General features: G+C 42.7%; 7 protein-coding genes. All 7 read right to left on the bottom strand.

Annotated elements, in window-relative coordinates; translation table 11 throughout:
* Window positions 1–152: 152 nt before the first annotated feature.
* The 7 genes from RH96_RS07530 to RH96_RS07495 all read right to left on the bottom strand — a co-directional run bounded on the left by RH96_RS07530 (window position 153) and on the right by RH96_RS07495 (window position 14,553).
* Window positions 153–1,568, bottom strand: coding sequence for a cytochrome c (locus tag RH96_RS07530; protein ID WP_026037214.1), 1,416 nt, complete (start codon window positions 1,566–1,568; stop codon window positions 153–155).
* Between the two features lie 118 nt (window positions 1,569–1,686).
* Window positions 1,687–2,301: a YceI family protein gene (locus RH96_RS07525; protein WP_010199340.1), complete on the bottom strand. Its 615-nt coding sequence runs from the start codon at window positions 2,299–2,301 to the stop codon at window positions 1,687–1,689.
* Window positions 2,302–2,575: 274 nt separating this feature from the next.
* Window positions 2,576–3,745: an HlyD family efflux transporter periplasmic adaptor subunit gene (locus tag RH96_RS07520; RefSeq protein ID WP_010199338.1), complete on the bottom strand. Its 1,170-nt coding sequence runs from the start codon at window positions 3,743–3,745 to the stop codon at window positions 2,576–2,578.
* A 2-nt stretch (window positions 3,746–3,747) separates the two neighbouring features.
* The gene (locus RH96_RS07515; RefSeq protein WP_010199337.1) at window positions 3,748–6,072 is read right to left on the bottom strand and encodes a type I secretion system permease/ATPase; all 2,325 of its coding nucleotides are present in this window, start codon (window positions 6,070–6,072) and stop codon (window positions 3,748–3,750) included.
* Window positions 6,073–6,219: 147 nt separating this feature from the next.
* Window positions 6,220–7,671 carry a TolC family protein gene (locus tag RH96_RS07510; RefSeq protein ID WP_010199335.1) on the bottom strand — a complete coding sequence of 484 codons (1,452 nt, stop codon included), beginning with the start codon at window positions 7,669–7,671 and terminating at the stop codon, window positions 6,220–6,222.
* Window positions 7,672–8,399: 728 nt separating this feature from the next.
* Window positions 8,400–12,560, bottom strand: coding sequence for a Mur ligase family protein (locus tag RH96_RS07500; RefSeq protein WP_010199331.1), 4,161 nt, complete (start codon window positions 12,558–12,560; stop codon window positions 8,400–8,402).
* A 178-nt stretch (window positions 12,561–12,738) separates the two neighbouring features.
* Window positions 12,739–14,553, bottom strand: coding sequence for an Ig-like domain-containing protein (locus RH96_RS07495; RefSeq protein ID WP_010199329.1), 1,815 nt, complete (start codon window positions 14,551–14,553; stop codon window positions 12,739–12,741).
* Window positions 14,554–14,700 lie beyond the last annotated feature (147 nt).

The raw sequence follows: 14,700 nt of genomic DNA, 5'->3' as shown, positions 1-14,700 counted from the left end.
TAAACCTAGCTAAGGTCTGGACATTATCGTCGGTTTACGCCTAGTCTGGGGCGATTTTAGCGATCAGCAGTCCTAATATTTGAATGTTCAACAGACCCTAATCAAACAAGCAAATTTTCAGATTCAATTCTTTAAATTTATGGAGGTGAGATTTAACTTTTTTCTTTGATGACGCGTTTGACATCCGCCGCACTGACTTCGCTACTTGGCAGACCACCGAAATTGACTCGCACGTAGTTAGTAATACTAGCGATTTGTGCAGGGCTTAAGTCTTTCTCAAAACCTGGCATTTTTGGCGCAGTATTGAACGCACCTTTTGCCCCAAAAGCGATAACGCCAATCAATGCGTCAGGTTTGGCACGGCGAATACTACTAAGACCGACAATAGCAGCATAGCGGGCATCCGGTTGGGCGTACCCATCAACGCCATGGCAACTCCCGCAATGAGCAAGATACAGGGCTTTAGATGAGGATTCAGCTGAGGATTTAGACGAATCGCTGCTACTAGTCTTAGAAGTATTCGTTTTAACCTGTGCTAGATAGTCCTTTTGCTCTAGTAAATCATAAGTAATAGAGGAGCTGATGGGATTTGGTAGACGTGCAACATTAACCGGTAGCAGATAATCATCAGTCTTGATCGCAGGAATGACTTTTAGATAGTTAGCCATCGCGCTCAAATCTTCATCGGTGAGATAACGGGTACTATGTCCTACTGCTTCTGCCATAGGGCCGCCTGCATATGCGCGTTTATCAAGTTTTCCAGTACGCAAATAAGTCACAATATCACGCTCACTCCAACGCCCAATACCGGTGTCGTTATCAGGGGTAATATTAGGCGCAAACCATTTACCAAGCGGCGCACCAGATAGATAACGGTCTTGATCGAGACCTTGGGTGAGGTTGCGCGGCGTATGACAAGTGCCACAGTGCTCTAGATTATTCACCAGATATTCACCGCGCTGCTGCGTTGGTGTCAGACCAGTACGGTTTTTAGTAGACGGCACATTGATGACATTCCACGCGAGCATTAAGCTACGAATATTTAGAGGAAAAGGCAGTTGCGTTGTTTTTTCAGGTGGCTTATCGACGACGGGAACTGTTTGGAAATAAGCAAATAAAGCGCTAATATCATCATCTGTCATTCCATGATAGGACGGATACGGCATCGCCGGATAAAGTTGATGATTTGGCGCGCGACCTTTACGTAACGCTTTGGTAAAGTCAGCTTCCGTATAATCACCGATGCCATACTGCGTAGAAGGCGTGATATTGGTCGAATAGATATTACCGATAGGCGTTTCGATAGGAACACCACCGCTATAGTCCTCACGATGACAGGCCATACAGTCGGCTGTACGTGCGATATAAGCCCCGTAATTGGCTAAATTGTTATTGATTGGGCTAACATTAGGCAGGCTTATGCTGGGAGGTAAGCTGGATTGTGTCAGATTGCTATTGCCGATGCCTGTGCCGTCAGCAATGGCAACGTTAGAGGCTATGCTCAGTAGGCTCAGCACACTCAGTACGCTGAGCGCGAGTGTTGATATCATCATAGAAAGTGGCTTCATAATATGCTTATCATACCAGTCAATCATCCTTGATCACTTTTCAAAAGCTGTCTGCTCTTCACTAATAAATCCTACTAAAAACAGACTCTACTAAAATAAAACTATTCATCGGTAATAGCTACTGTTTAATGGCCTCAATTTGAATCTCCAAGTTGAGGTTTTTAGTGACTCCAAACCATGCATATTTATCGATATTCCATTTGGTTCGGTCAACGGTAGCCGTAAAATTACCATTGCAAACATCTTTTTTGAATGCGGGATGCAAATAACAGTCAAACTTAGTCGCTGTCAAGCTTATAGGATGGGTTTCGCCATGCAAGGTCAAATCACCATCCACTTTTAGAATCTTAGGGAGCGATTTATTCTGATTAAAGTACCATTTGGTAGAGTCAAAACGCGCCAACGGAAAGCGCTGGACATCAAAAAAATTAGGACCTGTCAAAGTATGATTAAATGCTTTATTGCCCGTATTCAAAGAACTAATAGGAATAACTAATGAGATATCACCTGTCTGTGAGCTTGGATCATATTGCAAGTTGCCTTTGACATCATAAAAGCCGCCAGTAGTGGTCGATCTTTTGAAGCGCTCAATGCCGAAGCTTATATTTGTATTGGTAGGATTGATGACATAGCTAGCGGCAAAACTGCCCGTTATGTTACTTATTATTAGCAATGGCAGTGTTAACAAGGCAAAAATATATGATTTTTTTTGACCGCTGTCTGAAGCGCCCATAGCCACATTCCTTTGTAAGCATTGTAAGCCTTATTGATACTACTGACTTTTTTATTGATGAACGCAATCCATGCTTGTGCCTAATAAAAATTTAGCCATTTTAAGATCTGGTAACGGGTATGAAGGATAATTACATTAGCAATTTAGGCAAGATAGTTGCGCGTTTTTACTGTCGTACTCTCTCAACGTGTTGAATCTCTGACGATACCAGTTCGGTTCGTTTTGATACGCGCAACATTTATCAGTAATTGTTAAGTATGAAGCATCTCTTAACTTAACGTTCCCCCAACCCTTCTGACAGCGTTTTGGTAATAGGCTTGGTGAGGTAAGACAATACTGTGCGCTCCATCGCTTTTATGTCAACAGAAGCCGTCATGCCTGGCTTGATGACTATCTTGTCTTTCCGACCCTTAAATTCAGCACCAGTGATAACGATTAGCACACGATAGTAAGGCTCTTCGCCTTTGGGTGTTTGCTCCATCAAAGTGTCTGGGCTAATGTAATTGACGGTGCCATTCATCGACCCAAATATTGAATAATCATAGGCATCAAGCTTGACGGTCGCGTCTTGTCCTTCCTTTATATAAGCAATATCTGCAGGGCTGACTTTCGCATCTATAATGAGATCACTACTGGTCGGTAGAATCTGCATAATGACCTCACCCGGCTTAACAACACCGCCAATAGTCGTCACATTTATATTGTTAATTTTACCTTCTGTAGGTGACAACAAACGCTTTTCACCTAATACTTGCACGCGATCTCTTAGCTGCTCAAGCTCGGTATCCAAATCCTCTTGAGCTTTTGTCATCTCAGCTTGTGCTTCTTCAAAGTACTTATTGCGCTTGTTATTGATTTGCGCTTCAATGTCCGCCACTTGACGACTGAGCTTGATGACATCAGCTTGACTGACATCCCCGTATTTTAATAGTGGCTCATTCATGCTTAGCTCTTGACGCGCCAAAACTAGCATTTTTTCAAGAGAAGAGACCTCTTCATTGATGGCCTGACGACGGCGGTTATACAGCGCTCTTTGGTTCTGTACATATTCAGGATAGCCCTGTATTTCTTCAGGAAATATCAAGGGTTTTTCAAAAATTTCGGCATTCAATCGGGCTAACTTGGCTTTTAATGCCGCTGTCTTGGAAGCAGAGTTATCTACCGCGGCTTTGGCTCGCTCTTCTTCTAACACGACAAGCAACTGTCCCGCCTTCACTTCCTCACCTTCTCTGACAGCTAATTGGGTTAATATACCCCCTTCTGATGCTTGAATTTCCTGTGTTCGAGCACTTGCAATCACCGTAGCTTTAGCACGAGTTACTTGATCGATTTTGGCAAATGATGCCCAGACGATCAAAGTAATAATACCAATCAAAGCAATCCAAATACTCAGTCTTGAACGATTAACTTTGGGATTGGTGGGTGTATATTTATACTCTGACATACCTACTTCCCTTGATCATCTGGTGAGTTTTTAGCACTGCTAGCTTTTATGCTGATATTTTTGACCCTAGACGTTACGGGCTTGGTCTCATCAGCACCTTCTTTTGACGGTTGACTGGTTTTGTTAATAATTTTATCTTTTTGCTGCACAGTGGTCTTGTTTTTTGCTTGATCGTTTTTGCGAAGCTCATCGAGTACCGCCTGTTTCGGACCATCAATGATAATGCGTTGATTGTCCATAATGATCAAGCGATCAACCAAGTCTAGCAATGCTGTCTTATGAGTAGAAACAATAAATGTCTGCCCCTTTGTCAGCTCCTGACGCAGTACTTGTAAACAGCGCTGTTCTTGCCGGTTATCCATAGACGCAGTAGGCTCGTCTAACAAAAACACATCGGGTTTGGTCAACAGTAAACGAGTGAACGCCACCAGTTGTTTTTGTCCACCTGACAGTCCTTTACCACCTTCACTAATCGGCAGGTCAAGACCGCTTGAATGGCTCGAAACCAAGTTTATGAGCCCTGTTCTATTTAGAGTATCTTGCAAGACATCATCATTGGGCGCTGCCATACCGATTAATAAGTTTTCTCGTAATGTCCCCTGAAACAATCGATGGTCTTGTTGCAGATAGCCCAAGCGTTCACTGAGTGTCTCACGGCTTATTTGATGTATATCAAGACCGTCTAATAACACCCGTCCTTCCGTGGGTGCATACAGTCCTGCCAGCACCTTAAGCAAGGTGGATTTTCCTGAACCGATAGGCCCAAGTATCGCTATTCGTTCTCCTGGCTTAATCACCAGCTGTGAGATGTTGATGGCTGGTCGATCATTGTCTTTGTAATTAAATATCAAACCATCACATTGATAAGCGCCTTTGATATGCGTGGGCGACAATGGATAAGCAACGCCTTGATTGTCCTGCTCCAGTGCAAATAAACTTTCAATATTCAGTTTGGCGGCCTTGGCATGAGCATATTGCACCAGCAAGTTTGGTATAGCCATGACCGGTGCCAGCACCCTACCACCCAGTATCGAGCAGGCAATCAGTCCACCCATCGTCATGTCGCCCTGCATCACGACAAATGCCCCGACTATCACAATACCAACATAGCTCGTTTGCTGTAGCATTTGCGTAAAATACGTCAAATTGTCATTGGCATGCTTCATATCCAAGTCGTTTTTAATGGTAATGTCCATTACATCAAGCCAACGCGAGAGAAATTTCCAACTGCCTGCTCCTGCCTTTATGGTCTCGACGCCTTCTACAGCTTCTACTAGCAGACCTGTTTTATAATAAGAAGCTGTCGCGCCTTCTGCTGCAATAGCATCAATGCGTTTACGAGCAACTAATCCCATCGTAATCGCGATTACTGCCGCGATCACGGGTACGGCAGCCACTAAAGGCGAACCAATAAAAGCCACCAAACTGATGAAAATAATGGTCATGGGCAAATCGACCAAGCCAAAGAGTGTACTTGCAGTAAAAAAGCTACGCACTTGCTCATAACCACGTAGTTGCGCTGCCATAGAACCAACCGATCCTGGCATCTGATCAATCCGTACTTTTAATAAACGTTGAAACACTTCCCGAGACAAATACTGATCGAGACCGACGACCACTTTATCCATGATTCTTGATCGGGAAAACTTCATAAATGCTTCGAATAAAATCACCAAAAAGACACCACTCGCCAAAATAATGAGCGTGTATTCACTACGCGTCGGTATGACGCGGTCATAAACTTGCATAGAAAATAACGATACGGCTAATGCCAGCATATTGATTAGAAAAGTCGCAATAACGGCTTCCACCAAAATGCCTTTATAATTGCCCAAATCAGACTTTAGAAGGTCAGAGAATGAGGCTTTACGCTGCTTGATATGGTCTTCTTTTAGGCGGATACGCAACACCAATGACAGCTCTTCGGCACGTGTCTGTACATGGCTATTCGCTTGTCTAAAGTTCCAGCTCTTTTGCGGGGTTTGACTATCAATTACGCCCCAACCCAAATCTGTTCGATAAGCCAATAAAGGCAAAAAAGCGGCATCGGGCTGCTCTAATATTTCAGGTGTGTCCGTTATGCCGATGCCTTCTAATACTGCAATGACACCGCCTAGCTCATGAATACTTTGACCTTGTCTGTCCGATTGCTCACTATGCCGCCTGACGACATCGTGGAGCCGTATATTATCTACCGGATAGCCTTGCTGCCCGAGTAAATGCTTAATTGCATCGGTCAACGTTTCGGTCAGATCAATCTGCTCCGAGTATTGCAACTCATGGTGACCAACAGACTGAGACGTTGTCTTTTGTAATTGTGCACTCATATTAATCACTTATTGAATGTTGGAGATGGTTGCGTATCCAAGATACTGTAGTAGCAAATAGAGAAACCTCTATTATTCTTATATCAGACCAATACTAGTCAGTATTTTTGAGAAGTAGCGGTATGCTCTCTTATATGACCGTCTTGTTTAGGGCCTATTCTCTTGGTTCGTTATTGGCGTAATACTGTAATCATCATTTAACATAAGATACTCTCCATTATTTAGACTCTGCTCTGCAGTCGCGGGTAGTTTAATCTCGATATACTCTTCTTCTACTGTGTTTTTTCCATAACCAAACTCACGACTCACGCTGCTTTTATCTTGCTTATTGAGCCACTGTTTTACAGAATCTGTCGGGCTAAACAAAGTAACTGGCTTACGATTATTAGAAAACTGTTGCCACTCCATAATGCCAAAATCTACTTGCAACCTATAGAACGCACCCAGCATCTCCGCCCGAGTTTGTACCAGCTGTACTTGATAGTCGTTGTGTTCACGGACAGCATTGAGCACTTCGAGCCATGACTTGCGCCCTGCAATGAACTGCCTACGGTAAGAGCTGACCACAATCTGTGCGCCTGCGACAGCAGCGACCAGTGATGTCTCTCTATCCTTGGCACTCACAAACTGCTGATACTGAACTTGAATGTTTTCTATGACATTACGGCGCGCCGCTTCTTGGTTTTGTACCAGACTGTTGACCTGTGCCTGTGACGCGCGTGCAAGCGCAAAATTGGAGAAACCAGCGCCTGGGGCATAACTTAACCCTAATGAAAACTTACCATCATTTTCATTATTTTCGTGATAGTAAGCATGTTCGTATTGAGCATAAACGGTTGGATATCGAGCCGCTTGCTGTGCTTCAACGCCTTGCTTGGCAGATTCGATCTGAAAGTGCTCTTTGACGACCGTGGGATTATAAAAACCCACTTGATTAAAGGCCATTTTTTCAAAGTCGACCGATTGCTGTTTGGCTTGATTTACCAATACTTTGATATTCGGTATACTCATTGCACTCACCTGAGACAATGATTGACCGATGATTTGCTCAAGCCTAGCAGCGGCGATACGTTGCTGTTCGACCGCAGATTGATAAGCCGTCTGCTCTTGTAAGATACGATTTGTCACTAGATCCAACTCAATCCTAGCGGACACACCTTGCCCAACACGGCGCTGCATCATGGCTTCAAAGTCACTAAGTTCTTTCAGGTTTTCAACATGGACGCTTTGTTTTGCGACGGCTTGAATATAACTCTGCCAAGCATCAATCGTCGTTTTTGCCACTAGGTTTTGTTGCTCATAGATATACTCTACGGCTGCCTTATCATCGAATATGGCTTGATTGACATCAGCAGTGAGCTTGCCACCCGTCCACAGAGGCTGGCGAAGGGTCACTTGTGAGACAAAGTCATTGTCTCTGTCGTAACCTGAGCTCACGCTTGGCGTCGGCAAGAGATTTAACTTAGCGGCATTGATACCTTCTGTGGTTGCTTCTTGACTGGCTCGAGCTGATCCCACCAAAGGATGTGTCTGAATCGCTTGTGCAACCAAACTGTTGATTTGCAAATTCTCTACCGCAGCTTGGGCTGTCAGTGTCACAAACAAACAAGCCGTGAAGACTGTTAGATGATGGCACACTGATAGGCTACAAATTCTCTGCTTTTTATTTAACAAATTTTTCATATTAATTTTCAGTGATTAGCCTGATAAGTTTATGTTTGACTAATTGTTTATTTTTTAAAAACTAAACCTTACTAAACCCCACACCATAAGGCAACAAGATAATAATTTTTGATCTATTAATTAAAATAAAACTGGCTTTATAGTCCATTAAAAATAAAAGAAACATGTCCCAGATTATAAAATAGTTTCTTTACCTTATTTTCCATTTACCTTTATCGCAAAAATTTAACTTGCGTCTATTGCTTCCAGTCTAGCACAGCTCTTTTCTTATACTCAGATAAAGCAGTGCTTTGCTATATTCTCGCTCATACAAATAGTCATTTAGGGGTCGAATGACATCTATTTCTGCTGTGATCGTGAGAAGCTTGTTTGCTTTGGGTTTCGAGTGCTTCAAACAGTGTTTTAACAAAGGCGCTACCATAAACTGTATTATCTTGAATAACTGGCTGCCCACTTAGGTATTTAGTGTTTTTGATGGAAGCAGGTATATCAAAATACTTGTTGCCATCAACCAGTTGAAATAGTCGATTCCACATGGCACTAGCCGTGTAGGTTAATGCTATGGCTTCCGACAGCTCTTTTTGCTTTTGAGGCAGTATTTTACTTGCGTTAATATCCGTACCTTCCGCTAAATATGTTATTTTTCAGTTTTTTGTGCTATCACATGCCATCATTTTTTTTGATAGGTCATAACATATCTTTCGGCTCTCAGCGCCTAGAATCACACTGATATAATGCGTGTTATCATTGCGCCAGTAATTGATTAAATTAGCACCAATACCAACCAAGTTACCTGTTTTTAATCCTAAAATATTTGAGTGTACGCGCATCAATTTATTGGTATTAAAGACCTTTTTTCCATTAAATTTAAAAGCACTCAAGGAGCAATAAGCTGCTATTTCAGCATATTGACTGATAAATACCTTAGAAAGCTTACTCATGTCTTGGGCTGTGGTATAGGCATTTCTGTTGAGACCTGAACAACTACTCCAGTGACTGTTAGTTAAACCCATTGAATGAGACTTATAAATCATTTGTGTAACAAAGTGCGCTTCATTACCAGAATGCCAACAGGCCAAAGCAAATGCTGCCTCGTTAGAGCTTGCAATTAGCGCAGACTCAATAAGTACTGATAATGGTATTTTTTCTCCCTTTTTATAAAACTTATAATACTCGCTGCTACCTCTTAGTAAATCGACAGGCATCTCAATTAAGGTCAGCAAAGGGTCAATACTATCTTGCTTTACTTTATCCCATATCAACATCACTGTCATCAACTTGGCCAATGACGCCATCATTTTTGGTGTGTTTGATTGGACCGACATGATCAGGAGAGGATTGCTTATCTTGTTGTCCTCAAGCTCAAAACTCTCAACCAATATAGCAGCGCTAGTATCAAACTCTTTCATGATAGAGTCTTCTATTCCAACTGCTTCAGTACTTCTATTATAGGCAACAGGTTTTTGACACTCTAGAAATAGCTTATTGAGTCCGATACCATTAGATGCTTTGATAAAAACATGGTCATGATTTTTGATAAACTGCACAAGCTGAGTGGTCAAAGATTGCGTGTCTTGAAAATGATAAACTTCGATATTTGACTGTTTAAGCGCATCAGCCACAGCTTCGCTCTGCTTGCCGACTAACACTAAAGTTCTAAAGGCCATTTTTTCGATCAACGGTATCAGCTGTAAATGATATTTACCGCTATCATTACCAAGCTCTAACATATCGCCCAAAATCACTAGCTTATTCTGAGCAGGTATTTCTAGTTGCTCAAAGGTTTCAAGCGCTGCTTGCATGGATAGTGGGTTGGCATTATAAGCTTCGTCATAAAGTGTGATTGGCGTATTTTTATAGAGCGTTTTTAGAACCTGCCCTCGCCCAGCAACTGCTTCAAACCTCTCTAGCCTGACAATAGCTTCGTCAATCGATAGGTTATAATGATTTACTACTGCCAATATGGCCATGGCGTTGAGTACCATATGCTTGCCATGTGCTTGTAAAGTAAGCGTGTAAGTCTGTCCATCAATCACTATCTGTGCGTTCGCATTTTTGTGAGCATAGCTTAGCAGCTTTATCATAGCCTCACTGTGTTCGCCATAGCTGATAACGTGTATACCCCAAGTATGCGCCAGCTGCTCAATAATGTCGTACTGCTTAATATCTCGGCAAATAACCGCTACAGAATCTGGTGCCATACCTTCAAAGATACGTGATTTTTTGAGGGCAATCGTTTCAACGTTATGGTGATACTCAAGATGAGCAGCAGCAATATTGGTGATCAATGCTATATCCGGACGCACCAAGTTGGCATTGCCAGACATAGAGCCAATTGCCATCTCTAATACCCAGTAATTCATAGCCTGCGGCATACACGCCAAATTCCATGCAATCCCTACTGGTAGATTCGCGCTAGATTGCGTATAACCAGCACCACCAAAACCATCTAACGTATGTGCCAACATATTTACAGCTGTAGTTTTGCCAGCGCTACCAGTAATACCAATAACCTGACCATTAAAGACTTGCCGAGTATAACGTCCGATATCGATAGTCGCTTGACGTATATTGCGGACGTGTAATACAGGGACACCTAAATCTTGATATGCCGATACATCATCGGTGACAATCGCAGCAGCCCCTTTTTTTATCAACGACTCAACAGCGGCTTTAGACAAGTAGCCTACTGACATACTCTTGCTTCTAGCTACTATCAGCTGACCTGATTTGAAGCTGGGCGGCCAAATACAAAGACCCGTAGCAAGCCAATTATCTGATGGCGGCACGAACCATTTACCTTTAGTGGCTCTTATAAGATTATCAGCTGTTAATACAGAGTCCGCTACACCCTGCCTGTTAGTGCTATCTGTTTGCGGTTCAACTAAATTATCGGTACTGGTTAGTTGGTTGTTTTTTTGATGTTGCTGACTTCGTTTAGTAGCAGTTTTTGGATAATTTGCATTTTCTAGAAAATCTCGATAAGCCACCAGCCCTGATAAATAATGCTCTACATCATCAATTCGTACTCTAAATGAGTGATGACGAATAAAAAAACCGTGCAAAATGGTTTGCGGTGCTTTAAAAAACATCGCCATCTCTGGAAAGAAAAAACCATTCATTAAATGGTTGGCACGTGCATGTAGCGCTTGATAAAACGCTTGAACATCAAAGCCATCTAATACGTCATGAAACTCTGGATACACATCTAACGTTAACAGCATTTTATGAAACGCCATCGACAGCTCAAGCAAAGTTGGAAACGTGGTGATACGGTTTTTGATAAAGTCGGTATAGCCTCTAATATTATCGACCGCAAACTGAAAATACTTTTTTTCAGGTTTATAAATAATTAGCTCGTTTGAGCAATAAGACAACCAATGGTCGTGTGCTCGGTGATGTTTGGCGTCAATAAAATAATCAAAAGCGCGCGTCACGCAGTTTAGCCAACGCGCGTCTTTGGTTAAGCCGTATAAACGCATTAAGGCAAATGCTGCTTCGCCATCATAATAGATGATACGGTTTTTGGCTTTCAGTGATAGATCATGACCATGTAATACATGAACAAAGCTACCATCCTCTTGTTGCATGGCTTCGATTCCAGTCGCCAACTTAGCGGCCAAATTATGGTACTCATCAGAGAGTGGCGTGCCTTCAAACACTTGTAAGTATTTAACCAGTGCCAGTATCGCAACGGCGTTAGCACCCAGCTTAACCTCGTCACCTGTATCTATCACATAGGCTTTGTCATCATCATGTCGGATAAGCTCATGGATCAGGTAATGCATGGCGTTATCAATATTGCTTTTCATATCAGCCAAGCTAAGCTTTTCTGCTTTTGTTGATACGGCTTCATTGCTTGCGATAGCATTGTCATAATGAGTAGCATCAAAACCATAGCAAGCTTCATAACCTTCTATAAGTGCATAAGTGCTACTGGCATGGCGCAGGCTGTTATAAGTGTCGATGGTGCGATCAAAACAAGGAAAATACCCATACACATATTGACCCGAAGGCGTGACTTGTTTGACAAGATAGTTCGTGGCCTGCTCAATGATAGGTTGAGTGCTGTTTGCCGATAAAGGCCATAGTTTGCGATGACCTTTAAAACGTGGCTGAGTATCGAGGTTATGGCACGCTCCTGTGGTTGCATTAATAAATACACCTGCTGTGTTAAAGCTAATGACAGCTAGGTCATCGCTGAAACTTGGGATTTGGCTACTACCGTGACGCGCCTTTACATATACATTCAGATTTTTAACATTTACCCCTGCGTGAGATACTGTATTGCCCATATACAAACAAGCGTTAGCATTTAGCTCCATTTCGGTAAGCAACAACCAAGGCTCTCTCACTCCTTCAAATGCAATACCCGAGCGGTAATAGTTTCTCTTAAACCCTTTTAAGCTTTGCTGAAAACTTGACCAAGTAGTAGGTAACATTTGATTAAGCCACTCAAATCTTAGCCAAATAATGGGGGCATCAAACTTTTGTGATAATGTACTGATTTTTTCAATAATAATGGGCAGTATTTTTTCAAAATAAGCAAAGCGATTAATACTATCCAAGGCATCACTTTCAACTAAATCATCAATGATAAAAGTAATCGTCTTGGCTCTTTTATGACCATCTGATACCGACAATACAAAGGTATTTACCAAAGTATCGGACGCAATGTTGTTTAAATCAGTTTCTTTTTCGTCATTCAGTTTCGTGAGATGTGATTGCGTCCAGTTATCATAAATAGCTGGTAAATTTTTTTCTAAACAGCTCACTAAGAGTTTCGAGTTTATATCTTCATCCATGTCTTTATTGTCCTGTAGCATCTTTCACTTTGTCATATTCTAAATATAAAAATACAGCAATTATATTAAGCCTATATTTTTAACTTTATTAACTATACCTCAAAATAATTAGATAAATATTGTAAAAAACGCCTCCATTTAGGAAGCGTTTTCAAGATCAAAGTTCAATTAGTTAATATTAGATAATATTGGTGATATCAGTATCAATATAAATCTGTGTAGAAATATCCTTACCTGCTTGCCATACATTGAACATCTCACCGTCTGAGGTAACCTGTTCAACATTTGACCAACTATCACCTTCTAGATTGACTGTATCATCGCTATCACCTCTAACATAAATAGCGGAATTAACGTCTTTAGCTGCTACGTTTAAAGTATTAGCCCCAATACCGCTGATATCAATGATATCGGGCTGCATCATATCAGACAGGCTAATAACTTGATCTGCGCCCTCAAAGCTAAGTATATCGAGTCCATCGCTTGAGGTGGTTAGGGATGTATCAGGAAGTTCAATAGTGTCATCAGTCTCGTCAGCAAGTGTGAAGCTGGTAGCGCTCATACGTGCAGCAGCTGGAGGAGTATAATCACTAGTGATAGTTATATTGAGTGTAGCTATATCAGTGTTACCGTTACCGTCATCAATGGTATATTCGAACGCGTCTGTTTGACCAATCACATTTACATCTTCGTTCGGTGTATAAGTGTACGCACCGTTAGAGTCGATCACAAGCGTACCATAGGTGCCTATGATAGATGTAGCACCACTAATAGGATCACCATTGACGTTGGTTACAACTATTGACTGTCCTACACCATCATCATTGGTAGTGACATCACCGCTGACTATTGAGGCAGTAATGATAGGATTACTGTAATCAAGCAATATGCTCTCTGTCGTTATAATATCTATGCTTGCTAAAGCACCAAGACTTAAGAGTCCATCATTGGCCGCAGGATTGGTAGCAACAACAAAGTATGTCGCACCAGTATCACCACCAGTGAAGGGCTGAAGTACCAATTCAACGGCACTCCAACTTCCAAGTAATCCAAGTGTTCCTGGACTATAATCCAAAAATCCTTCCTGTAGTTGAACAAGTTCAGCTTGATTACTGCCCGTTTCTTGACGATAAATCTCAAGATTGAAATCATTGTTACCACCAAGGAGAGCACTAAGACTCAGAAGCTCATTTCCACTACCATCTACAGTAAGCGTCTGCGTATTACCGGCAGCCACATCTACTTGAAAAACACTACTGCTTTCAAGCAGAGAAACATCAACCAAACCACCGAGAGCGCCCACACCTAGTAGACTACCAACAGATCCATTAAGCCCAGTTGTATCGTTGTTTACAGTTGGATCTACTTGTAAGTCAACAACGTTCTGGTCATCAATAGCGGTAGGCGCTGTAATATCACCAACGGTGGCAGTGACGCTGACAGGCGCTGAGCGATTGCCTGCTTGATCGGTCACGGTGGCGGTCACGGTCAACACCTCACCTTCTGCTGGTGCAGGGACGGTCGTATCATAACCGTCCGTCAACATCGCAGCGGTCACAGTGACGTCAACCCCATTGATGGTGAGGGTGTCATCCACGGCGGCATCAATAGGCAGACTCACAGTTACTTGCACCTCACCATTGGCATCCAAGTCAAAACCATTGACGGTAGCATCACCATCACCAATCACGACGATTGGGGCGGTAGGCGCTGTAATATCACCAACGGTGGCAGTGACGCTGACAGGCGCTGAGCGATTGCCTGCTTGATCGGTCACGGTGGCGGTCACGGTCAACACCTCACCTTCTGCTGGTGCAGGGACGGTCGTATCATAACCGTCCGTCAACATCGCAGCGGTCACAGTGACGTCAACCCCATTGATGGTGAGGGTGTCATCCACGGCGGCATCAATAGGCAGACTCACAGTTACTTGCACCTCACCATTGGCATCCAAGTCAAAACCATTGACGGTAGCATCACCATCACCAATCACGACGATTGGGGCGTAGGCGCTGTAATATCACCAACGGTGGCAGTGACGCTGACAGGCGCTGAGCGATTGCCTGCTTGATCGGTCACGGTGGCGGTCACGGTCAACACCTCAGACGTCGCCGAACGGACGACGACGAGGGAGTAGGNG

Source organism: Psychrobacter sp. PAMC 21119 (assembly GCF_000247495.1).
Taxonomy (GTDB): Bacteria; Pseudomonadota; Gammaproteobacteria; order Pseudomonadales; family Moraxellaceae; genus Psychrobacter; species Psychrobacter glaciei.
Note: the sequence above shows the minus strand (reverse complement) of the source record. Positions and strands in the feature narration are given on the sequence as shown.

Coding starts and splice junctions, on each gene's coding strand:
- RH96_RS07525 (WP_010199340.1), bottom strand. CDS start 2,301: ATGGGCGCTTCAGACAGCGGTCAAAAAAAATCATATATTTTTGCCTTG.
- RH96_RS07515 (WP_010199337.1), bottom strand. CDS start 6,072: ATGAGTGCACAATTACAAAAGACAACGTCTCAGTCTGTTGGTCACCAT.
- RH96_RS07520 (WP_010199338.1), bottom strand. CDS start 3,745: ATGTCAGAGTATAAATATACACCCACCAATCCCAAAGTTAATCGTTCA.
- RH96_RS07530 (WP_026037214.1), bottom strand. CDS start 1,568: ATGAAGCCACTTTCTATGATGATATCAACACTCGCGCTCAGCGTACTG.
- RH96_RS07500 (WP_010199331.1), bottom strand. CDS start 12,560: ATGGATGAAGATATAAACTCGAAACTCTTAGTGAGCTGTTTAGAAAAA.